The sequence below is a fragment of the Amycolatopsis sp. NPDC057786 genome, from assembly GCF_042797905.1.
In the GTDB taxonomy this organism is placed as follows: Bacteria; Actinomycetota; Actinomycetes; order Mycobacteriales; family Pseudonocardiaceae; genus Amycolatopsis.
This window is the reverse complement of the sequence record NZ_JBHVKW010000007.1, coordinates 102233-123517: the sequence shown is the minus strand read 5'-3', so window position 1 is coordinate 123517 and position 21285 is coordinate 102233. Positions and strand designations below refer to the sequence as shown.

General features: G+C 70.4%; 20 protein-coding genes. 8 read left to right on the top strand and 12 right to left on the bottom strand.

The window, feature by feature from the left end; all coding sequences use genetic code 11:
• Window positions 1–35 precede the first annotated feature (35 nt).
• From ACFVM3_RS07580 to ACFVM3_RS07555, 6 genes are all read right to left on the bottom strand, one after another.
• Window positions 36–1352 carry an MCE family protein gene (locus tag ACFVM3_RS07580; RefSeq protein ID WP_378436551.1) on the bottom strand — a complete coding sequence of 439 codons (1317 nt, stop codon included), beginning with the start codon at window positions 1350–1352 and terminating at the stop codon, window positions 36–38.
• Complete coding sequence (locus ACFVM3_RS07575; RefSeq protein ID WP_378436550.1) at window positions 1349–2197, bottom strand: MlaE family ABC transporter permease; 849 nt, start codon at window positions 2195–2197, stop codon at window positions 1349–1351. Before ACFVM3_RS07575 ends, ACFVM3_RS07580 begins: the two co-directional genes overlap by 4 nt.
• 1 nt (window position 2198) lies before the next feature.
• Window positions 2199–2984, bottom strand: a complete 786-nt coding sequence (locus tag ACFVM3_RS07570) for an ABC transporter permease (RefSeq protein WP_125675589.1) — start codon at window positions 2982–2984, stop codon at window positions 2199–2201.
• A gap of 91 nt (window positions 2985–3075) precedes the next feature.
• Complete coding sequence (locus tag ACFVM3_RS07565; RefSeq protein ID WP_034322618.1) at window positions 3076–3837, bottom strand: glucose 1-dehydrogenase; 762 nt, start codon at window positions 3835–3837, stop codon at window positions 3076–3078.
• A gap of 17 nt (window positions 3838–3854) precedes the next feature.
• Window positions 3855–4739, bottom strand: coding sequence for a 3-oxoacyl-ACP reductase (locus ACFVM3_RS07560; RefSeq protein ID WP_378436548.1), 885 nt, complete (start codon window positions 4737–4739; stop codon window positions 3855–3857).
• A 71-nt stretch (window positions 4740–4810) separates the two neighbouring features.
• Entirely contained in the window at window positions 4811–5002 is a 192-nt protein-coding gene (locus ACFVM3_RS07555) for a ferredoxin (protein ID WP_007033756.1), read from the bottom strand.
• A gap of 103 nt (window positions 5003–5105) precedes the next feature.
• On the opposite strand from ACFVM3_RS07555, the gene ACFVM3_RS07550 reads away from it, so the two are divergent.
• From ACFVM3_RS07550 to ACFVM3_RS07535, 4 genes are all read left to right on the top strand, one after another.
• Window positions 5106–6287, top strand: coding sequence for an acyl-CoA dehydrogenase family protein (locus ACFVM3_RS07550; RefSeq protein WP_378436546.1), 1182 nt, complete (start codon window positions 5106–5108; stop codon window positions 6285–6287).
• A 10-nt stretch (window positions 6288–6297) separates the two neighbouring features.
• A complete protein-coding gene (locus ACFVM3_RS07545) occupies window positions 6298–7371 on the top strand; it encodes an acyl-CoA dehydrogenase family protein (protein ID WP_378436544.1) in 1074 nt (357 codons plus the stop codon).
• Window positions 7368–8879, top strand: coding sequence for a long-chain-fatty-acid--CoA ligase (locus tag ACFVM3_RS07540; RefSeq protein WP_378436542.1), 1512 nt, complete (start codon window positions 7368–7370; stop codon window positions 8877–8879). Before ACFVM3_RS07545 ends, ACFVM3_RS07540 begins: the two co-directional genes overlap by 4 nt.
• 129 nt (window positions 8880–9008) lie before the next feature.
• Window positions 9009–10106 (top strand): alpha/beta hydrolase family protein, encoded by a 1098-nt coding sequence (locus tag ACFVM3_RS07535; RefSeq protein WP_378436540.1) that lies wholly within the window; start codon window positions 9009–9011, stop codon window positions 10104–10106.
• Here ACFVM3_RS07535 and ACFVM3_RS07530 read toward each other — a convergent pair.
• A complete protein-coding gene (locus ACFVM3_RS07530) occupies window positions 10058–10663 on the bottom strand; it encodes a TetR/AcrR family transcriptional regulator (RefSeq protein WP_378436538.1) in 606 nt (201 codons plus the stop codon). The genes ACFVM3_RS07535 and ACFVM3_RS07530 overlap by 49 nt on opposite strands.
• 64 nt (window positions 10664–10727) lie before the next feature.
• Between ACFVM3_RS07530 and ACFVM3_RS07525 the strand changes: the two genes are divergently transcribed.
• Window positions 10728–11153, top strand: coding sequence for an SgcJ/EcaC family oxidoreductase (locus tag ACFVM3_RS07525; protein WP_378436536.1), 426 nt, complete (start codon window positions 10728–10730; stop codon window positions 11151–11153).
• A gap of 6 nt (window positions 11154–11159) precedes the next feature.
• Here the strand turns inward: ACFVM3_RS07525 and ACFVM3_RS07520 are convergent, their stop codons facing one another.
• From ACFVM3_RS07520 to ACFVM3_RS07510, 3 genes are read right to left on the bottom strand one after another with little or no spacing between them, the layout of a single operon-like run.
• Window positions 11160–13853 (bottom strand): GNAT family N-acetyltransferase, encoded by a 2694-nt coding sequence (locus ACFVM3_RS07520; RefSeq protein WP_378436535.1) that lies wholly within the window; start codon window positions 13851–13853, stop codon window positions 11160–11162.
• A gap of 1 nt (window position 13854) precedes the next feature.
• Window positions 13855–15027: an acetoin utilization protein AcuC gene (locus tag ACFVM3_RS07515; protein WP_378436533.1), complete on the bottom strand. Its 1173-nt coding sequence runs from the start codon at window positions 15025–15027 to the stop codon at window positions 13855–13857.
• Window positions 15028–15082: 55 nt separating this feature from the next.
• Window positions 15083–15931, bottom strand: coding sequence for a sulfurtransferase (locus ACFVM3_RS07510; RefSeq protein ID WP_378436531.1), 849 nt, complete (start codon window positions 15929–15931; stop codon window positions 15083–15085).
• A gap of 108 nt (window positions 15932–16039) precedes the next feature.
• On the opposite strand from ACFVM3_RS07510, the gene ACFVM3_RS07505 reads away from it, so the two are divergent.
• The 3 genes from ACFVM3_RS07505 to galE all read left to right on the top strand — a co-directional run bounded on the left by ACFVM3_RS07505 (window position 16040) and on the right by galE (window position 19149).
• Window positions 16040–16759 carry a metal-dependent transcriptional regulator gene (locus tag ACFVM3_RS07505; protein ID WP_378436529.1) on the top strand — a complete coding sequence of 240 codons (720 nt, stop codon included), beginning with the start codon at window positions 16040–16042 and terminating at the stop codon, window positions 16757–16759.
• The gene (gene galK, locus ACFVM3_RS07500) at window positions 16756–17937 is read left to right on the top strand and encodes a galactokinase (RefSeq protein ID WP_378436528.1); all 1182 of its coding nucleotides are present in this window, start codon (window positions 16756–16758) and stop codon (window positions 17935–17937) included. Before ACFVM3_RS07505 ends, galK begins: the two co-directional genes overlap by 4 nt.
• Before the next feature lie 258 nt (window positions 17938–18195).
• Window positions 18196–19149, top strand: coding sequence for a UDP-glucose 4-epimerase GalE (gene galE, locus ACFVM3_RS07495; RefSeq protein ID WP_378436613.1), 954 nt, complete (start codon window positions 18196–18198; stop codon window positions 19147–19149).
• Here the strand turns inward: galE and ACFVM3_RS07490 are convergent.
• Window positions 19124–20188, bottom strand: coding sequence for a DUF4192 domain-containing protein (locus ACFVM3_RS07490; RefSeq protein WP_378436527.1), 1065 nt, complete (start codon window positions 20186–20188; stop codon window positions 19124–19126). The two genes, galE and ACFVM3_RS07490, sit on opposite strands and share 26 nt — an antisense overlap.
• A gap of 150 nt (window positions 20189–20338) precedes the next feature.
• Window positions 20339–21193, bottom strand: a complete 855-nt coding sequence (locus ACFVM3_RS07485; protein ID WP_378436525.1) for a M23 family metallopeptidase — start codon at window positions 21191–21193, stop codon at window positions 20339–20341.
• Window positions 21194–21285: the final 92 nt, after the last annotated feature.

Here is a 21285-nt window from a genome sequence, read left to right as displayed (position 1 = left end):
ACGTGGCCCGGCGCCCGGCGAGTTCGGCACAGTCCTCATCGCAGTTCCACCTCCGCTCCGCGGTACAGCGGCCCCACCAGCAGGCTCCCCCAGTTCGGCACCTGGTCCGGCGTCGTGCCCATCGCCGGCGACACCAGGAGGTCGATCAGCCGTTGTTCGTCCGGCGTGTTGACCACCGAACCGCCCGCGCTCCCACCGGAAGGCAGGGTGCCGTCGGGATCGCGCGGCGGCGCGGGTTTGGAGGATCCGTCGTCGATGGCGCCGTCCGGCGGGTACTGCGGCCAGCGGCCCGGCGGCGGCACCTGCGGGTAGCAGCGCGGACCGCGTTTGTCGTTGTACTTCGGCTCGTCGACACCGGGCAGGTACTTGCCCCGGCTCGGCGTGAACTCGATGGTCACCCGGCTGACCTCGGGATGCGCGGTCCCCTTGCCGAACGCGAGTTCCGCGCGCGGCACCGACTCGGCCAGTTGCTTGAGCAGGCACGGATACTCCGGCGCGTACTTCGCGAGGACGTCCAAGGTGGGCTGGAGGTTGGTGGTGAGCCGGATCAGGTTGTCCTGGTTCACTTTCAGGAAACTCGTCAGGTCGATCGAGGCCGCGGTCACCGTCGAGTAGACGTCGGCGAGCCCGCGCTGGCTCTCGACCAGGGTCTTGCTCGTGGTGGTCAGATCCGAGAGCGCGGCCAGCAGATCCGGCGCGGCCTTGTCGTAGATGGCGGCGGCGTCGGCCAGCCCGGTGATGTCGGCCTTGAGGTCGGGCAGCGACGGATTCACCTTGCCGAGATAGTCCGAAAGCCCCGCCAGCGTCGTGCCGAGCTGCTTGCCCTGACCGTCCAAAGCGGACGCGACGGCGTTGAGCGTGCTGGCCATCTTCTCCGGCTGGACGGCCTGCAGCAGCGGCATCACGTTGCCGAGCACTGTTTCCAGCTCGATCGCGCTGCTGCTGCGATCCTGCGGGATGACGTCGCCCTCGGCGATATGCCGTTCGGGCTTCTCCGGGATCTGCAAAGCGACATACCGTTCGCCGAACAACGTCTTCGGCAGCAGCCGCGCGGACACGTTGGACGGGATGACCGGCGTCTTGTCCGGTTGCAGCGCCAGTTCCATCGTCGCGCGATCACCGTGCGCCTGGATCGTCCGCACTTCGCCGACGACCATCCCCCGCACCTTCACGTCCGCGCCCTCGCGCATCTGGTTGCCGATGCGGTCGGTCTCCAGTTTCACCAGCGTCACCGAAGTGAAGGCCTTCTGGTAGAAGGCGATGGTGGTGACGAAGAACAGCACGACCACCACGAGGAAGATCAGCCCCAGCACCTGGTGCCGGAGCCGCCGCAGCAGAATCCTCCTGTTCACCCGGAAATCCTCACCGTCGTCGTGGCGCCCCAGATCGCGAGGCTGAGGAAGAAGTCGAGGATCGAGATCAGCACGATCGACGTCCGCACCGCGCGCCCGACCGCGACGCCGACCCCGGCGGGCCCACCGCTGGCGGTGTAGCCGTAGTAGCAATGGGACAGGATGACGAGCACGCTGAAGATGATCACCTTGACGAACGACCAGAGCACGTCCTCGGGCGGCAGGAACAGCGTGAAGTAGTGGTCGTAGGTGCCCGCGGACTGGCCGTAGAGCCAGATGGTGATCTGCCGTGAGGCGAGGTACGACGAAAGCAGGCCGACGGCGTAGAGCGGGATGACCGCGGTGACGCCGGCGATCACCCGCGTCGTCACCAGGTACGGCAGGCTCGGCACGCCCATCACTTCGAGCGCGTCGATCTCCTCGGAGATCTTCATCGCGCCCAGTTGCGCGGTGAACCCGCAGCCGACGGTGGCCGAAAGCGCGAGCCCGGCCGAAAGCGGCGCGACTTCGCGGGTGTTGAAGTAGGCCGAGATGAACCCGGTGAGCGCGGCGGTGCCGAGCTGGTTCAGCGCCGAGTAGCCCTGCATACCGACGATGAGACCGGTGAACAGCGTCATCCCGATCATCACGCCGAGCGTCCCGCCGATCACCGCGAGCGCGCCGGTGCCGAAGCTGACCTCGGTCAGCAGACGGAAGATCTCGCGGCCGTAGCGCCGGATCGTGCGCGGGGTCCAGGCCAGCGCGCGGAAGTAGAACGACAGCTGGCCGCCGAAGCCTTCCAGCATCGCGCCGGGACGCGCGATGATCTCGAGCGTCCGGTCCGAAACAGCGGGTTCGCCTGCCATGTCACATCGCCTTCGGCGGGACGATCCGCAGGTAGATCGCGGTCAGCACGACGTTGATCAGGAACAGCAGCAGGAACGTGATGACCACGGCCTGGTTCACCGCGTCGCCGACACCCTTCGGCCCGCCCGCCGGGTTCAGCCCGCGGAACGCCGCGACCACCCCGGCGACGAAACCGTAGAGCAGCGCCTTGATCTCGCTGATCCACAGATCCGGTACCTGGGCGAGGGCGTTGAAGCTGGCGAGGTACGCGCCGGGGGTGCCGCCCTGCATGACGACGTTGAAGAAGTAGCCGCCGAGCACGCCGACGACGCTGACCAAACCGTTCAGCAGCACCGAAACCACGATCGCGGCGAGGACGCGGGGCACGATCAGGCGCTGGATCGGGTTGACCCCGAGTACTTCCATCGCGTCGATCTCTTCGCGGATCTTGCGGGCGCCGATGTCGGCGCAGACCGCGCTGCCGCCCGCGCCCGCCACGAGCAGCGCGGTGATCAGCGGGCTCGCCTGCTGCACGATCGCGAGCGCGCTGGCCGCGCCGGTGAACGACTGCGCGCCGATCTGCTGGGTCAGCGAGCCCAGCTGCAAGGCGATGACGGCGCCGAACGGGATCGCCACCAGCGCCGTCGGCAGGATGGTGACGCTGGCGAAGAACCAGCACTGCTGGATCCATTCGCGGAACTGGAACGGACGTTTGAAGATCGCGCGCAGGACTTCCCACGACAGGGTCGCGAGCCTGCCGACCTGTGTGAGCGCACCCGTACCGGGGACGGACACCGTCGCTCCCACAGAACCTCCCAGTCGCCTGCCCCGAGTCTTACTCCACCTGTCAACGCCCCATTGCGTTAGCGGTGTTCACTTTGCTCTCGGCACCCCCGGCTCAGAACTTGAGAGCGTGCGTCGCGGTCGCCCCGCCGTCCGCGACGAACTCCGCGCCCGTGCTGTACGAACTTTCGTCACTCGCCAGGAACAGCACGAGCTTCGCGATGTCCTCCGGCTGCCCGACGCGGCCCAAGGCGACCTTCTTGCCCACCCACGACATGTCGACTTTCTGCCCGCCGGCGGCGGCCGCGACCATCGGGGTGTCGATCGCGCCGGGGTGGACCGAATTGACCCGGATGTTCTTCGCGCCGAGTTCGAGCGCGGCGACCTTGGTCATCCCGCGGATCGCGAACTTGCTCGCGGTGTAGGCGACGAGGAACGGCATCCCGGCGAGCCCTTCGACTGAGGACACGTTGACGATGGAGCCGCCTCCGGCCCCGGTCATCGGTTCAACGACCGAACGCATCCCGAGAAACGCCCCGATCTGGTTGACCCGGATGACGCGTTCGTAGTCGGCGAGCGTGGTCTTGCCGAGTTCCGAGAAGTGCAGGATGCCCGCGTTGTTGACCAGTACCGTCGGCGGGCCGAACTCCGAGACGGTGCGCTCGATCGCGGCGTCCCATTCGGCCTCGTCGCCGACGTCGAGATGCTGGTAGACGGCGGACTCGCCGAGATCGGCGGCCAGCTTCTTGCCGTCGAGGTCGTTGATGTCGGCGATCACCACGCGCGCGCCCTCGGCGACGAACAGCCGCGCGGCCGCCTCGCCCTGCCCGCGGGCGCCGCCGGTGATCAGCGCTACCTTGCCGTCGAGCCTGCCCATCGTCATCATCCTCCGGTTCACGGCAGCGACATGATCTCGGACGCGGAGAACATCCGCTCCGGGTCGCGGTCGGCGAAGTAGCCGCCCACGCTGGTGGCGAGTTCGTCGGCGGTCCAGGTGCCGTTGACGGTGTCGAACCGCTGTTCCACCGACGGCGGCCGCATCAGCGCGACCATCCCGCCGTAGACGAGGAACACCTGGCCGTTGACGCGATCGGCCTCCGGTGAGCAGAGAAAGGACACGAACGGCGCGACGTGGTCGACCGAAAGCGGGTCAATGCCTTCCGGCGCGTCGGCCCCGAAGACCCCTTCGGTCATCGCAGTCCGGGCGCGCGGGCAGATCGCGTTGGCGCGGACGCCGTAACGGGAAAGGCCGCGCGCGGTCGAGACGGTGAGCGCGGCGATGCCCGCCTTGGCCGCGCCGTAGTTCGGCTGGCCGGGCGCGCCGAGCAGGAACGACTCCGACGCGGTGTTGACCACGCGGCCGTACACCGGGGCGCCGTCCACTTTGGACTTGTCGCGCCAGTACGCCCCGGCGTTGCGCGAAAGCAGGAAATGCCCGCGCAGGTGGACGCGGAGCACGGTGTCCCATTCGTCGTCGGACATCGAGAACAGCATCCGGTCGCGCAGCACGCCCGCGTTGTTGACCAGGACGTGCAGCCCGCCGAAGTGGTCGACGGCGGCGGTGAGCAACGCGTCCGCGGTCGCGGACTCCGACACGTCGCCGGTGACCGCGACGGCCTTGCCGCCCTCGGCCTCGATCTCATCGGCCACCGTTTGCGCCGCGGCCGACACGTCGTTGACCACCACCGACGCTCCCGCGGCGGCCAGCGCCAGTGCCTCCGCCCGGCCGAGTCCCGCGCCGGCTCCGGTGACGATGGCCGTCTTGCCGTCCAAGCTCACTCAAGGCCTCCTTGCCTCTCCGGACACACTAGAATCTGTTCTCGCAGCATGCAAGCCCCAAATAGACGGCGCTAACCACGTATGAGCAGGGCGTTTTTCGGGCAGCTCGCCACAGCCTGAGTAACACGTTCTACTTGATTCTGTGGAACCTCGGCCGACGCGAGGACCAGCTCCTCATCGTCGTCGAGATCGAAGACCTCGGGCGCGAAGCCGACACAGATCGCGTTCGCCTCGCAGAGCGAGCGATCGACGTCGATCTCCATATTCCCTCCTCGCCGCCATACCTGGTACAACTAGAACAGGTTCTACCTTACCGCCGCGAGCGGCCATGGCACCAGTAACGAGCACCGACGGCAGAGGTGACGGATGCGGATCGACTACACGCCGGAGCAGCGGGCGCTGGCGGCGGAACTCAGGGAGTACTTCGCCGGGCTCATGACCCCCGAACGCCGTGAAGCCCTGGCCGGCGAGGGCGGCGAGTACGGCGATGGCCTGGTGTACAAGGAAATCGTCCGGGACCTCGGCAGTGCGGGCTGGCTCGCGATCGGCTGGCCCCGCGAGTACGGCGGGCAGGACCGGCCGATGCTCGACCAGCTGATCTTCACCGACGAAGCGGCCGCGGCGGGGGTACCCGTCCCGTTCCTCACGGTGAACACGGTCGGGCCGACCATCATGCGCTACGGCACCGAAGACCAGAAGGCGTTCTACCTGCCGAAGATCGCCGCCGGCGAGCTGCACTTCGCGATCGGCTACTCCGAGCCGGGCGCGGGCACCGATCTGGCGTCGCTGCGCACCCGCGCGGTCCGCGACGGCGACGACTACGTCATCAACGGCCAGAAGATGTGGACGAGCCTGATCGAGTACGCCGACTACGTCTGGCTGGCCGCCCGCACCGACCCCGACGCCCGCAAGCACAAGGGCCTGAGCATGCTGATCGTGCCGACCTCGGCCCCCGGTTTCTCCTGGACGAAGGTGCACACGGTCGCCGGGCCGGGCACGAGCGCGACCTACTACGACGACGTGCGCGTCCCGGTGACCTCCAGGGTCGCCGGGGAGAACGAGGGCTGGCCGCTCATCACGAACCAGCTCAACCACGAACGGGTCGCGCTGACGTCGGCCGCCCCGATCCAGACGTCGCTGCGCGAGGTGCGGAGCTGGGCGCAGACCACGAAGCTGCCCGACGGCTCCCGCGTCATCGACCAGCCGTGGGTGCGGCTGCACCTCGCGCGGATCCACACCCACGCCGAGTACCTGAAGCTCCGGAACTGGCGGATCGCCTGGGCGGCCACGAGCAGCGAACTCGGCCCGGCGGAGGCGTCGGCGACGAAGGTCTTCGGCACGGAGTTCGCGACCGAGGCATACCGGCTGATGATGGAGATCCTCGGCGCGGGCGCCGTCGTCCGCGAGGGCTCCCCCGGCGCCCAGCTGCGCGGCCGGATCGAACGACTGCACCGGTCTTCGCTGATCCTCACCTTCGGCGGCGGCACCAACGAGATCCAGCGGGACATGATCGCCGCGACCGCCCTCGGCCTGCCCGTCACGCGCTAGGAGATATTCGATGGACTTCACGCTCACCGAAGCGCAGCAGGATCTCGCCGCGCTCACGCGCCGGATCCTGACGGACAAGGTCACCCCCGACGTACTGGGGCCGCACGGTTCCGGCGGCTTCGACGCTCCACTCTGGACCTCTCTCGCACAGGCCGGGGTGCTCGACGCCGCGCTGCCACAGTCGGTCGGCGGTGGCGGGTTCGGGTTGCTGGAGCAGTGTTCCGTGCTGGCCGAGATCGGCCGCGCGGTCGCGCCCGTTCCGTATCTGACTTCGGTCGTGATGGGCGCGGCGGCGGTCGCGGAATTCGGCGACGGGCGGCTCGCGGAGCGCTGGGTCGTCCCGGTCCTGCGCGGCGACCACGTCCTCGCGGTGGCGCTGCCGGACTACGGCGTGCCGTGCGGGTTCACCGCCGAAGCCGACGGAGACGGCTGGCGCCTGACCGGCGCCCAGACCGCCGTGCCGTCGGGCGCGTTCGCGCACGGGTTCCTCGTCGAAGCCGCCATCGACGGCAGCCGTCAGGTGTTCCTGCTCGACCGGGACGCCGCGACGGTCTCGCCGCAGCGGACCGTCGATCACGCCGACGCCGCACTCGTCGAACTGTCCGGCGCGAAGGCCGCCACGTCCTTGGGCGACATCGGCGAATGGCTGCGGCTGCGGGGCACGGCCGGCATCTGCGCACAGCAGCTCGGCGTGGTCGAACGGGCACTGGAGCTGACCGCGGCGTACGCGCGGGAGCGCAAGCAGTTCGGCCACCTCATCGGGAGCTTCCAGGCGGTGCGGCAGCGGCTCGCCGACGCCTACGTCGACGTCGAAGCCGTCCGGCTGACGTTGTGGCAGGCCGCCTGGCGGCTCAGCGAAGGGCTTCCGGCGGCCGAAGAGGTCGCGACGGCGAAGTTCTGGACGGCCGAGGCCGGGCACCGCGTCGCGCATACCGCCGTGCACGTCCACGGCGGGGTCGGCATCGACGTCGACCACACGCTGCATCGCTACTTCGTCGCGGCGAAACGGCTCGAGTTCACCCTGGGCGGCGCGACCGCGCAGCTGCGGGGACTCGGCGACCTGCTGGCCGCGGATCCGGCATGACCCCCACGGTCACGGAACTCCTGCTCGCGCGGGCGGAGGACCGCTCGACCGGCCTGCTGTTCGAAGACCGGCGCTGGACCTGGGCCCAACACGTCCGGGCGTGCGCCGGATACGGAGCCGCGCTCGCCGGAACCCTGCGGCCCGGCGGGCACTTCGGGCTGCTGGCGGACAACGTTCCCGAGTTCTCGTTCCTGCTCGGCGGCGCGGCGCTTTCGGGACACGTGCTGGTCGGCCTGAACCCCACCCGCCGGGGCGCGGCACTCGCCCGCGACGTCGCGCTGGCCGACTGCGAACTGGTGTTCGCCGAGGAGAAGTACCTTCCGCTGCTGTCCGAGGCCAACGTGCCGGTGCTGCCGCTGAGCGAGCTGGAGCCGGTGCCGGCGACTGCCGAGCCGGTGGCCGCGAAGCCGGAAGACCTGCTCATGCTGATCTTCACCTCCGGCACCAGCGGGGACCCGAAGGCCGTCCGGTGCACGCACGGCAAGATCGCCTACCCCGGCGAGATGCTGGCCACCCGGTTCGGTCTGTCCACAGAGGACACCGTGTACGTGTCGATGCCGATGTTCCACTCCAACGCCATCATGGCGGGCTGGTCGGTCGGGCTCGCCGCGGGCGCGGCGATCGCGGTGCGGCGGCGGTTCTCGGCCTCCGGTTTCCTGCCGGACATCCGGAAGTTCGGGGCGACGTACGCCAACTACGTCGGCAAGCCACTGTCCTATGTGCTCACCACGCCCGAACGGGACGACGACGCCGACAACCCGCTGAAACTGGTCTACGGCAACGAAGGTGCGGAAGCCGACCTCGTCGCTTTCGGCAAGCGCTTCGGCTGCCATGTGGTCGACGCCTTCGGTTCGACCGAGGGCGGCGTGAACTTCGGGAGGGACGCCACCACCCCGGCGGGTTCGCTCGGACGGCTGCTCGACGGCGTCGCCGTCCTCGACCCGGAGACCGGGAAACCCTGTCCCCCGGCGGAGTTCGACGAAGGCGGGAAGCTGCTCAACGCCGCCGAAGCGGTCGGCGAACTGGTCAACACCGGCGGGCCGGGCTTCTTCGCCGGGTACTACGGCGATCCGGCGGCCGAGGCCGAGCGGATGCGCGACGGGATGTACCACACCGGCGATCTGGCCTACCTCGACGCGGACGGCTACTGCTACTTCGCGGGACGGCTCGGCGACTGGCTGCGCGTCGACGGCGAGAACCTCGGCACCGCCCCGATCGAGCGCGCGCTCCTGCGGCATCCCGCCGTCAGCGAGGCCGCCGTGTACGGGGTGCCGGATCCGCGGGTGGGCGACCAGGTGATGGCCGCCCTGGTCTGCCGATCACCGATCGACGCCGACGAGCTCGCCGCTTTTGTTGCCGCGCAAGGTGATCTGGGGCCGAAGCAGTGGCCACGGTTCTTGCGGACGCTCGACGCGCTACCACGCACGGCCACCCATAAGGTGCTCAAGCGCAACCTGGCCGCGGAAGGGACACGCGACGCCCAAGAGCTCCACTACCCCCGCATTTAGTCCTCTGGATGCGGTAGTTGGCAACGCGAACTACCGCATCCAGAGGACTAAATGCGGGGTGGATCTCAGGGTCGGGACGGGTGATCTTCCCGATGTCCCGGCACCCGCCCGCTGCCTACGTTCGGTGCCATGAAACGAACAACGCGCCGGATCGGCGTACTGGCGACCGCTCTCGCCCTGCCCGCCGTCCTCCTCGCGCCGCCCGCGTCGGCGGCGCCCGTCCGCTTGAGCCTCCCTGCGCCGACCGGGCCGTACGCAGTCGGCAGCACCGACCTCCATCTCGTCGACCGCTCCCGCCAGGACCCGTGGGTTCCCGGTGTGCCAAGGGAATTGATGGTCACCGTGCGGTACCCGGCATTGCCGAGCGGAAAGCCGAAAGCGCCGTACATGGCCCCGGGTGTCGCGAAGGTCGTGGCCGAGGGTGACGCCGTCAAGCTGGGTATGGCGGCGGATCGGCTCGACTACCGCTTCCCCACCAATTCCCGGGTCGACGCTCCCGCGATCGGTCGCAAGTGGCCCGTCGTGCTGTATTCGCCCGGCGGCACCTTGTCGCGTTCGCACGGCACCACCCATCAGGAACAGCTCGCGAGCGAGGGCTACGTCGTCGTGGCCATCGACCACACTTACGAAGCGGAAGCGGTCGAGTTCCCCGGCGGGCGTGTCGCGAAGAAGTCCCTGCCGCCGTCGAGTATCGAGGTGTCGAAACGTGTGATCGACACTCGCGTCCGTGACACCCGCTTCGTCCTCGACTCGCTCGGGTTGACCCAGGCCGGCATGTTCGGCCACTCGGCCGGCGGATTCACCGCGGGCGAGACGATGGTGAGCGACCGGCGCGTCGTCGCCGGGGCGAATCTGGACGGCAGCATGGCCCACTCGCAGTCGCAGCGGATCTTCGGCCGTGTCGCCGACGAGGGGCTGGACCGGCCGTTCCTGCTGATGAGCGCCGGTGACCACAGCGCCGCGTCGGACGCGTCCTGGCAGGAGTTCCTCCGCAACCAGCGCGGCTGGACGCGCGAAGTGCGACTGCCGGACGGGGAGCATTTCAGCTTCACCGACTACCAGACGCTGTTGCCGCAATTGGGCAACGCCCCGGCCGCGTTCGTCGGCACCATCGATCCGGCGCGGAGCGTCGCCACACAGCGCGCCCAGCTCTCGGCGTTCTTCGGCAAGACCCTGCGTCACCGAAGCAGCGACGTGACCAAGGTGTCCTTCAGCCAGGCTTCGTAGTCGTCGTGACTCCACCCGGCCTCGGCGACGAGGCTGGTGTGGACGTCGGCGCTCATCAGGGCCACGGCGATGTCCGCGGCCCTGGGCACCACGGCACGCCCGCTCTCACGGACGCGGCCGACGACCATCTCGACGCCGAGCCGGTTACGCCGGGCGCCTTCCGCCTGTGTCGCGGCGATATCCGGATCGACGGCGGCCCCGGAGCCCAGCATCGCGACGATGTCGCCACAGCGTTCCCGGACCTGGCGGGCGACCGTGGCCAGCAGGCCGAGCAACGCGACCGGATCCTCGGTCCGCTGTGCCTCGGCGACGAGGTCGGGGATCCCGGCCTCGTCGTCGAGGAGGTCGACGAGGCCGCCGAGGACACCGGCCTTCGAACCGAAGTGGGCGTAGATGGTCTGCGGGGACACCCCCGCTTCCTGGGCGATGAGACGGATCGGTGTCCGCGCGTACCCGCGCTCGGCGAAGAGGCCGCGGGCCGCCGTCAGGATCGTGCGCAGCGTCAGCGCCTCACGACGGTCGCGCAACCGGACGATGCCGGGCAGGTCCGCGGGCATGTATGCTCCTCGAAAGTTGGAACGTTGTTCTAACCAGTGGATCGATGTTCTGAAAGGATAAGCGATGACCACCGAGGAGATCATCACCGCGCTGGAACGCGCCTGGAACGCGGGCGACGGCGAGGCGTGGGCCGCGAACTTCGCCGAGGACGCGGATTTCGTCGACGTCGTCGGCCGGATCCAGCGCGGTCGCGCGACGATCGCGCGCGAGAGCCAGAACATCTTCGACACCGTCTACCGGGGCAGCACGCTGCGGATCCGCCAGGTGTCGAGCCGTCCGCTCGGCGGTGGGTTCGATCTCGTGCACACCGCCACCACGCTGACCATCCCCGCCGGTCCCCTGGCCGGGGAAGCGCGGGCGGTGCAGACGAAACTGGTCCACGACGGGCTGATCGTCGCGTTCCACAACACGATCAGGCGCGATATCGCGGCGTTCGCCGGCCACGACGCGGACCTCGCGGCCCGCTCGCCCCAGGAGTGGGATTCCTGACGCGGCTCAGGCAGGGGCGTTGATCGGCCGCAGCCGTCGCGGCCCCGTGTCCGGCCGGGACGGCGGCGGGCCCAGCACCATCCGCGCGTTGGCGACGAAGGCGCCGTCCGGTGAGGCCAGGATCGGGTCGAGCGTCATCGAGCGGACCTCGGGGTTGTCCTCGGCGAGCGCCGCGACGCGCAGCACGATGTCCTGGAGCGCGGCCAGATCCGCCGGTTCGTCGCCGCGGTACCCGGTCAGCAGCGGTGAAGTCCTCGGTTCGCGCAGCAGCGTGGCGGCGTCGACGTCGGTGAGCGGGACCGCACGGTAGGCCCTGTCCCCCAGCAGCGTGCTGACCAGCCCGGAGAGACCGAACGACACGAGCGTGCCGAACGACGGATCGTCCTGCAGCCCGACCACGCACGAAATACCCTTGGGCGCCATCCGCTGGACGTAGACCTCGTCGTCATGGGAGATTTCGCGCAGATCGGCGTACGCCCGGCGCACTCCGTCCACAGAGGACAGATCGAGTCGCACGCCCGCGAGGTCCGGCCTGCCGCGCAGCCGTTCGTCGACGGCCTTGAGGGTGACCGGGAAACCCAGCTCCTCGGCCGCTTTCACCGCCTCGTCCGCGGACGACGCGACCCGGAACGGGACCACGTCGATGCCATAGCAGCCCAGGAGCCGGACCACGTCCTCGTCGGAGAGCAGCGTCGTCCTGCCTTCCTCGGCCGCCAGCAGTTCGCTGACGATCACCTGCGCCTGCTCGGCGTGCAGGCCCGCGGGCCGCACCAGGTTTCCCTGCGGCCGCTGCCGCCAGGCGGCGTAGCGCACGACTCGCGCTAGCGCGTTCACCGCGCGTTCCGGGCTGGGGTACGACGGGACCGAGCCCCGCGTCGGCACGCCGTCCTCGGACAGCACCGCCAGTTCGTCCGGCACCCCCTCGACGGCGAGGAAGGTCGACACGATCGGCTTGTTCTTGTCCATCTCGACGACGGCCTCCCGCAGCGCGCGGGCGTAGGCCGTCCCCGGAATCGCGAGCGGCGGCACGAAGACGACGACGAGCGCGTCGGTCTCCGGGGAGTTGAGCGCTTCGCGCACGGCGGCGGCGAATTCCTCGGGGCTCGCCTGCGGCCCGACGTCGACCGGGTCGGCGGCCAGCCGCAGTCCGTGCGCCCGCGCGGTGTCGGCGGCGAGCAGCCCGATGGCGCTGGAGTTGCCCACGATGGCGACCCGTGGGCCGGCGGGCAGCGGCTGGTGCGCGAAGACGAGCGCGGTGTCGAAGAGTTGCGCGAGCGTGTCGACGCGGACGACACCCGCCTGTTCGAACAGGGCCTGGACGCTGGACTCGTCGACCTCCGCCGACGTCGCGGCGAGCTGCGGGCGGACCGCGTGCCTGCCGGATTTCACCGCCACCACCGGTTTCGTCCGCGCCAGCCGCCGCGCGAGCCGCGCGAACTTGCGCGGGTTGCCGAACGATTCCAGGTACAGCAGGACGAGGTCGGTCGCCGGATCGGTCTCCCAGTACTGGAGCAGGTCGTTGCCGGAGACGTCGGCCCGGTTCCCCGCCGAGACGAACGTCGACAGCCCGAGACCGCGTGCCTCGGCGTCGGCGAGGATCGCGGTGCCCAGCGCACCGGACTGGCAGAAGAACCCGGTGCGGCCGCGCGCGGGCAGGCGGGGCGCGAGGGTGGCGTTGAGCCGGACCGCGGCGTCGGTGTTGAGCACGCCCAGCGCGTTCGGGCCGACGACGCGCATCCCGTGCGCCCTGGCCTCCCCGACCAGCCGCAGCTCGGCGTGCAGCCCGTGCGGCCCGGCCTCGGCGAATCCGCCCGAGACGATCAGGAGGGTCTTGACCCCCTTGGCCAGCGCACCGTCCAAAACGGACTCGACGGCCTCGGCGGGCACGGCGACCAGCGCGAGGTCGACGTCCTCGGGAATGTCCACTACGGACGGATAGGCACGGACGCCGCGGACGGACTTGTGCTCGGGGTTGACCGGGTAGACGGTGCCGGCGAAATCGGCGCTGAGCAGGTTGGTGAGGGCGACGTAGCCGATCTTCGTCGGGTCGGTGGACGCGCCGATCACCGCGACCGACTTCGGGTGCAGCAGGTTGTGCACGCTGCGCGCCTCGGCGGCCTGCTCCCTGGCCCTGGCGACCGCGAGCGACTCCTCGGTCGGGTCGATGTCGAACTCCAGGTGCAGCACGCCTTCTTCGATCTCACGGCTGACCTGGTAGCCCGCGTCGCGGAACACGCGGACCATCGCCGCGTTCTCGGCGAGCACCTCGGCGACGAAGCGGCGAAGCCCGCATTCCGAGGCAGCGGCGGCCAGGTGCTCCAGCAGGATCGACCCGAGCCCGCGGCCCTGGTGTGCGTCGTCGACGACGAACGCGACCTCGGCCGACGGCCCGTGTTCGAGCCGTTCGTACCGGCCGACCGCGACGATGTCGTCGCCCAGCAGCGCGACGAAGGCGACCCTGTCGTGGTGGTCGACGACGGAGAACCGTTCGAGGTCGCGCTGCGGGATCCGCGGATAGGCGCCGAAGTACCGGAAGTACCGGGTGCGTTCGGACAGCCTGCCGTGGAAGGCGACGAGCCCGTCGGCGTCGCTGGGGATCACCGGGCGGAGATGCACCGTGCCGCCGTCGGAGAGCAGGACGTCGGCCTCCCACTCGCGCGGGAAGTCGTAGGGGTCCCGTTTGGTGTCCTCACTGGCCATGTCAGTCCCTCGGATCGTCCGGATCGAGGCCGTGCAGGGGGAAGATCGCGCGGCGGGTGTCACGGATGGCGATGTCGACCGGCTCGTCCTCTCCGTCTCCCCACGGGACGAACGCGGTCTCGCGTCCGTCGGACATGCCTGCCGGGAGCTCGGCCTGCGGCGCGGCCCTGGAGATCGACGCGACCCAGTTCGGCGGCAGCGCCGTCGCCGGGTCCACGTCGCGGCCGAGCACGGTGGCGAGCAGATGGGTCCAGGAGCGCGGCACCACCCGGATCAGCTGGTAGCCACCGCCGCCCACGGCGAGCCAGCGGCCACCGGCGTGTGCTTCGGACAGTTCGCGCAGCCGCCGGTAGATGGCGCGATGGCCGTCCACCGACAGCGAGAGGTCCGCCAGCGGGTCTTCCTCGTGCGAGTCGACGCCGCACTGGGTGACGAGGATCTGCGGCCGGAACTGTTCCAGCAGCGACGGCACCACCGCCTCGAACGCCCGCAGCCAGCCGCCGTCGCGGGTACCGGGTGGCAGCGGGAGGTTGACCGCGGTGCCCTCGGCCCCGCCCTTGCCGATCTCCGCCGAGTAGCCCGTTCCCGGCCACAACGTGAAGGGGTGCTGATGCAGGGAAACGGTCAGCACGCGCGGATCGTCGTAGAACGCCGTCTGCACGCCGTCGCCGTGGTGCACGTCGGTGTCGACGTAGGCGACGCGGTCGAAACCGTGGTCGAGCAGCCACGAGATCGCCACCGAACAGTCGTTGTAGACGCAGAAACCCGACGCCTTGCCCGGCATCGCGTGGTGCAGCCCGCCTGCGATGTTGACCGCCCGCGTCGCCTCACCCTCGGCGATCTTCCGCGCGGCCAGCAGCGTCGAGCCCACGACCAGCGCGGAAGCCTCGTGCATCCCGGTGAACACCGGGTTGTCCTCGGTGCCGAGCCCGTGCGCGAAGTCGGCTCCGGTCATCGGCGCCTGCCGGACGGCCTCGATGTATTCGGCCAGGTGCACACGGCGCAGCTCGTCTTCGCCCGCCGGGCCGGGGACGAGCAGATCGACCCCGTCGAGCACGCCGAGCTCGGTGGCGAGCCGGATCGTCAGTTCGAGCCGCACCGGGTTGAACGGATGCTCGCCGCCGAGGTCGTAGCCCAGCAGCGAGGAGTCCCATACGACGGCCGGTGCTCGCATGGTCCGAACTCTAGTGCCCGGACGCGGCTCGTGCGTCGTTCCGGACGCCCGCGGGTCAGCCGGGCAGATCCCCGGTGGCCACCGGGCGCTCCGGATCGCGCGACCAGTGCGACCACGAACCCGCGTACAACGCCGCCGGCTCCGGATGACCGGCGACCTCCAGCGCGAGCACGACGGACGAGGCGGTGACGCCCGATCCACAGTAGACACCGACCGGGGTCTCCGGGGTCACGCCGAGACCTTCGAACCGCTCGGCGAGTTCCGAGGCGTCGCGCCAGCGGCCGTCCTCCCCGAGATGCCCGGAGAAGGGCGCGTTGACCGCACCGGGGATATGCCCGGCGCGCGGGTCGATCGGCTCGGTCTCCCCCGCGTACCTCGGCCTCGCCCGCGCGTCGAAGAGCAGGCCGTCCCTGGCGAGCGTGGCCGCCTCGTCCGCGTCCAGCACCGGCATGCCGCCGGGCTTCACGACGATGTCCCCCTCCTCGGGCGAAGGGACCTCGGCGGTGACCGGGCGCTCCTCCTCGGCCCAGGCCGCGAACCCGCCGTCCAGCACGGCGACCTCGGCGTGCCCGGCCCAGCGCAGCAGCCACCACGCCCTGGCCGCGACCGAACCGTCTGCGTCGTCGTAGACCACGACCGGGCGACCGGCGCGGACCCCGGCCGCCCGTAGATGCCGCTGCAACGTCTCCGGTTCGGGAAGCGGGTGACGGCCGCCGTCACCCGGCTCCCCGGCGAGCGCCGTGTCGAGGTCGACGTACACCGCGCCCGGGAGATGTGCCTCACGGTAGGAATCGGCGCCCGGCGGGCCGGTGAGCCGCCAGCGGACGTCGAGCACTACGGAGCGTGCCGATTCCGGTCCGGAGAGCCGCGCGGCGAGTTCGCTGGTGGTGATCATGGGGCGCATGGGCCCATCTTTCCGTGCCTCACGGCTCCCTGCCCAGCTTGGGGGACTTTTCCCGCCTCGATGCTTGTTCTCCCCACGCCTGCGTCGCTGTCGGTGCCAGCGACTACGATGAGCAACGCGGACGAAGGGGACAGCGTGAACGATCTCATCGACACCACAGAGATGTACTTGCGTACCATCTACGAGCTCGAAGAAGAAGGTGTCGTCCCGCTGCGGGCCCGGATCGCGGAGCGGCTGCAGCAGAGCGGCCCGACCGTGAGCCAGACCGTCGCCAGGATGGAGCGCGACGGACTGGTCGTGGTCGCGGACGACAGGCATCTGCAGCTGACCGAGCACGGGCGCGAACTCGCCATCGCGGTCATGCGCAAGCACCGGCTGGCCGAGCGCCTCCTGGTCGACGTCATCGGCCTGGAGTGGGAGCACGTCCACAACGAGGCCTGCCGCTGGGAACACGTGATGAGCGAGGCCGTCGAGCGCAAGCTGGTCAAGCTGCTCGACCACCCCACCACGTCGCCCTACGGCAACCCGATCCCGGGGCTCGACAAGCTCGGCGACGGCGATCCCGCTCCGCCAGCCGAAGCCGACCTCGTGCGGCTCGACGAGTTCGCCCGCATGGGTGGCGGCGAGGTCGAGATCCGCCGTATCGCCGAGCACGTCCAGCTGGACGAGACGCTGATGACGGAGCTCAAGTCGGTCGGGATCGTGCCCGGCAGCCGGGTCAAGGTCGGCAAGACGGCCCCCGGCGGCACCATCGAGGTCACCGGCGGGAGCAACACCGCGCAGGTGCCCGTGTCGGCGCTGCACGCCGTGCTGGCGCAGGCCAGGTGAGCGCCGCGTCCGACGCCGCGGAGACCTTCCTGGCCCTCCACGGCCGGGCTCCGTCCGGGGTCTGGTCCGCGCCCGGCCGGGTGAACCTGATCGGTGAGCACACCGACTACAACGACGGTTTCGTGCTGCCCTTCGCCCTGCCGCACCGGCTCGCCGCCGCGGCGACGCCACGCGAGGACGGTGTGCTGACCGTGGCCACCCTCGGCTCGGACGGCAGGGTCCAGGAATCCGGCCCGCTGGCCGTCGCCGATCTGCGGCCCGGCTCGGTCGAGGGGTGGGCCGCGTACCCGGCGGGGGTCGCGTGGGTCCTGCGTGACCAGGGCCTCGGCGGTGGCGCGGACGTGGCGATCGCGGGGAACGTGCCGTCGGGGGCCGGCCTGTCCTCCTCCCACGCGCTCGAATGCGCCGTCGCGCTCGCCCTGCTGGGGCTGGCGGGTACCACTCCGGGCACCGGCGGAGGTTCGCCGAGCCTGCACGAAGTGGCCCGCTGGGTGCAGCGTTCGGAGAACGACTTCGTCGGGGCGCCGACCGGCCTGCTCGACCAGACCGCTTCCCTGTGCTGCACGGAATCGAACGTGCTGTTCCTCGACGTCCGCTCCGGCGAGATGGAACAGGTGCCGTTCCCGCTGGAGGAATCGGGCGTCCGGATCCTGATCATGGACACCCGCACGAAGCATTCGCACGCCGAGGGCGGCTACGGCGAACGCCGCCGGGGCTGCGAGCGCGCCGCGGAACTGCTCGAGGTGAAGGCGCTGAGGGATATCGGCGTCGATGGGCTGGACGCCGCGCTCGGCAGGCTGCCGGACGAACTCGTGCCGCTGGTGCGTCACGTGGTGACGGAGAACCAGCGCGTTCTCGACACCGTGGACCTGCTGCGGGCGGGCCGCATCACCGAGATCGGTCCTCATCTGGACGCCTCGCATGTGAGCATGCGCGACGACTACCGGATCTCCACCCGTGAACTCGACCTCGCCGTCGATGCGGCCCGCGAGGCCGGGGCGCTCGGCGCGCGGATGACCGGCGGCGGCTTCGGCGGTTCGGCGATCGCGCTGGTCCGTGAGTCCGATGTGGACACCGTCGGGCGAGCGGTGAAGGCCGCGTACGAAGCGGCGGATCTGCGCCACCCCAGGCTGTTCACCGCCGTGCCGTCGCGTGGCGCGGGCCGCGACGAGCTCTAGCGGGGCGTCTGGCCTGTGATGCCGAGGCGTGCCACGACGGCCGCTTTGGCGTGATTCGCGTGTCCAGGCACGGGACACGCGTGCTTGGAGGCGGAACTCGCGTGTCTCAAGGGCGAACACGCCGACGCCGGATTCCGTGGACCGCACCCGCACCCCCGGGCGCGGCCGGTGCCCGGGGGCGAGGACACTGGGCCGCGACCGCATCCGCAGCAGAAAGGCGCGAACGTGACCGACGAACCGACCAAGACCCTGAAGCTGATGGTGACGGGCGGAGCCGGTTATGTGGGCAGCGTCTGCGCGGCCCGCCTCATCGAGGCCGGACACGACGTCACCGTGGTCGACGACCTCTCCACCGGACACGCCGACGCCGTCCACCCGGACGCCACCTTCGTCGAAGGCGACGCGGCCGAGGTCGCCCGGCGGCTGCTCGGCGACGGCTTCGACGGTGTCCTCCACTTCGCCGCCAAGTCGCTGGTCGGCGAGTCGATGACGGATCCGGCGAAGTACTGGGAAGGCAACGTCCTGACCTCGCTCCGCCTCCTCGAAGCGATGCGCGACCACGGCACGAAGCGGCTGGTGTTCTCCTCCACCGCGGCCACCTACGGCGAGCCCGAGTCCTCCCCCATCCCGGAGACCGCGCCGACCCAGCCGACCAACACCTACGGTGCGACGAAGCTGGCGATCGACCACGCGATCACCTCGTTCTCCCGCGCCCACGGCATCGCCGCCGTCAGCCTGCGGTACTTCAACGTCGCCGGCGCCTACGGCTCCTTCGGCGAGCGGCACACCACCGAAACCCATCTGATCCCCCTCGTGCTCCAGGTCGCCACCGGGGACCGCGAGCGGATCCAGATCTTCGGTGACGACTACCCGACCGCGGACGGCACCGCCATCCGCGACTACATCCACGTGGTCGACCTCGCCGACGCGCACCTGCTGGCCCTGCGCCACGCGGCCGACGGCGAGCACCGCGTCTACAACCTCGGCAGCGGCACCGGGTTCTCGGTGCTCGAGGTGATCGAGGCGTGCCGCCGCACCACCGGTCACGAGATCCCCGCCGTGGTCGCTCCGCGCCGGGCGGGCGACCCGTCGGTGCTGGTGGCCTCCAGCGAGCTGGCCGGTGACGAACTCGGCTGGAAGCCCGAGCGCACCGACCTCGACGGCATCGTCGCCGACGCCTGGGCGTTCACGCGGTCCCGCCGGAACGCCTGAGGCCGATTTCTTGCGTTCCTTCGGCTCGCTGCCGAAGGACCACGTCGGCGACGTCGGACGGCGGCACCATCGCGTCCAGAGCCCTGGCCAGGAGTTTCGTCAGCCCGTGCCCGGGGTCGGCTTCGGCCGCCCTGGCCAAGGCGATCCCGGCGGTCGCCAGGTCGCCCCGGACATAGGCGGCGTGCGCCTTCAGGGCGAGCGCCTCGGCCGCTTCCGGTGCCGGGATTTCCCGGGCGAGGGTGAGCCAGAGATCCTCCGCCGCGCGGGCGAGCGGTGAGTCCGCGGGCGCGGCGGTGAGCATGCAGGCACCGCGGACTTCGACCAGGCACAGCGCCCAAGCCAGCCGGACTGCCTGATCGTCCGTGATCGCCGGGTCGCCGCTGTCCGCGCGGGCGAGTGCGGCGTTCACCTCGGCGATCCCGCCCTGGACGAGGTCCGGGCCCTTCCAGGGTGGCTCGTCCAGCCTGGTGAGGAGACCGGCGCGTCTGGCGAGCGTCTCCGGAGCGACGGGGTCGAAGAGCCGCTCGAGTTCGTCCCGGCTCGCGTGGGTGATCTGCCCGGCACCGGTGACGACCGCGGCGGCCACCGAATCGCGTGGATCCGGCAGCAGACCGCCACAGGTCCTTTCCCGGTAGCACGCCCAGCGCTCCTCGGCGGCGATACGCGCCGCCCATACCGAATGCAGCAACGGGATGCCGTACTCGGCCAGCGAGGCTTCCACGCGCCGGACGAACCGGCGGCGCGGGGGCCGCCCCGCCTTGTTCGCGGGGCCGCCACCGACCACCGCGACGGTGGCGCCGGTATGGCCGGTCAGGGCGAGCCTGACCGCGAGGTCACGCGCCTGGTCCTGTTCCAGGCCAGGCGGGGGCAGGTCCACGCGCATGAGGAGGCCCTGGCGCTTGCGGTCCTCACCGCGAAGGCCGAAGACGACGGCGGAGTCCTCGGGATGGAAGCCGAGGAGGTACGGGATCGCGGCGAGCAGGTCCGCCGGATCCGTCAGATTGACCTTGGTCCTGCCGGTCGGAGTCGATGTGGTCATGCCCCCACCCTGCGGCGGGAATGGGGCCGCCGGGTGGGGGCACGACACATCTGTGGACAGCCGGGACCGTTGTGGACAACCGCCGCGGGACCGGGCGCCGGGACGCCGACCCTGTCGGTGGGGTGGTCTACAGTGCCCGGCCCCGCGGGGTCAGCCGCAGTGTTCGAACGGGCTCTCGTAGGCGTTCGAACCGACCGAGCCGCCCCACTTGACGCAGGTCGCGGCGGCCGTCTTCTTCACCGGGCCCGCGTAGTAGGCGAAGCTGCCGGAGTCGGTCACGCGAGCGGAACCCTGGACTTCGAGGAACGCCGACACCGGTGACGCGGTGCCGAGCGAAACCGCCTTCAGCGTGGTGACGCAGTTGGCCTTGGTCGACGCGTTGTAGAGCAGGTACGCGGTACCCGAACCGTTCGCGAGCCCCTGCGAGTCGACGACCGAGAACCCGCTGCCGCACACCTCGGTGGCCGAGTACGGGTTGCCACCGCACGAGTTCTTGCTGGTGAAGTTGGTGTGGCCGTAGTACGGCACCGCGACGCCGTGCAGCACCACCTTCTGCGCGACCCCGTTGAGCCGCTGTTCGAAGTGCAGGTGGGGACCGGTCACGCCGCCGGTCGCCCCGGCCGTGCCGATCTGCTTGCCGAGGCTGACGGCCTGGCCGACCGAGACGGACTGGGTCGACAGATGCGCGTACCGGGTACGCCAGCCGCTGCCGTGGTCGATCTCGACCCAGCGCCCGTAGCTCGTGCTTCCCTCGTTGGCGACCCGGGTGACGGTGCCGCCCGCCGACGCCAGCACCGGCATCCCGGTGATCCCCGACTTCTGGAAGTCGACCGAGTTCGCCGGGCTGTGCCCGCTGAACGTCGCCGCCGTGACCGTGACGCCGCATTTGAACGGGACCTGGAAGTTCGGGGCGGCCGACGCCTGCGTCGTACCGGCGAGGGTCAGGCCGAGCGCTGGGATGACGGCGGCCGCGGCGAGCACTGCGAAACGGCGCAACCTGGACATGGAGACCTCCATCAGGTGGGGAAGCCGGACAGGCCGAAGCAAAGCCGGGGGAAATACATTTTCCGTACAAGCCCGAGGTCGGGTCGGCGTTT

Coding starts and splice junctions, on each gene's coding strand:
- ACFVM3_RS07575 (WP_378436550.1), bottom strand. CDS start 2,197: ATGGCAGGCGAACCCGCTGTTTCGGACCGGACGCTCGAGATCATCGCG.
- ACFVM3_RS07565 (WP_034322618.1), bottom strand. CDS start 3,837: ATGGGCAGGCTCGACGGCAAGGTAGCGCTGATCACCGGCGGCGCCCGC.
- ACFVM3_RS07555 (WP_007033756.1), bottom strand. CDS start 5,002: ATGGAGATCGACGTCGATCGCTCGCTCTGCGAGGCGAACGCGATCTGT.
- ACFVM3_RS07550 (WP_378436546.1), top strand. CDS start 5,106: ATGCGGATCGACTACACGCCGGAGCAGCGGGCGCTGGCGGCGGAACTC.
- ACFVM3_RS07545 (WP_378436544.1), top strand. CDS start 6,298: ATGGACTTCACGCTCACCGAAGCGCAGCAGGATCTCGCCGCGCTCACG.
- ACFVM3_RS07540 (WP_378436542.1), top strand. CDS start 7,368: ATGACCCCCACGGTCACGGAACTCCTGCTCGCGCGGGCGGAGGACCGC.
- ACFVM3_RS07535 (WP_378436540.1), top strand. CDS start 9,009: ATGAAACGAACAACGCGCCGGATCGGCGTACTGGCGACCGCTCTCGCC.
- ACFVM3_RS07530 (WP_378436538.1), bottom strand. CDS start 10,663: ATGCCCGCGGACCTGCCCGGCATCGTCCGGTTGCGCGACCGTCGTGAG.
- ACFVM3_RS07525 (WP_378436536.1), top strand. CDS start 10,728: ATGACCACCGAGGAGATCATCACCGCGCTGGAACGCGCCTGGAACGCG.
- ACFVM3_RS07520 (WP_378436535.1), bottom strand. CDS start 13,853: ATGGCCAGTGAGGACACCAAACGGGACCCCTACGACTTCCCGCGCGAG.
- ACFVM3_RS07515 (WP_378436533.1), bottom strand. CDS start 15,027: ATGCGAGCACCGGCCGTCGTATGGGACTCCTCGCTGCTGGGCTACGAC.
- ACFVM3_RS07510 (WP_378436531.1), bottom strand. CDS start 15,931: ATGCGCCCCATGATCACCACCAGCGAACTCGCCGCGCGGCTCTCCGGA.
- ACFVM3_RS07505 (WP_378436529.1), top strand. CDS start 16,040: ATGAGCAACGCGGACGAAGGGGACAGCGTGAACGATCTCATCGACACC.
- galE (WP_378436613.1), top strand. CDS start 18,196: ATGGTGACGGGCGGAGCCGGTTATGTGGGCAGCGTCTGCGCGGCCCGC.
- ACFVM3_RS07490 (WP_378436527.1), bottom strand. CDS start 20,188: ATGACCACATCGACTCCGACCGGCAGGACCAAGGTCAATCTGACGGAT.
- ACFVM3_RS07485 (WP_378436525.1), bottom strand. CDS start 21,193: ATGTCCAGGTTGCGCCGTTTCGCAGTGCTCGCCGCGGCCGCCGTCATC.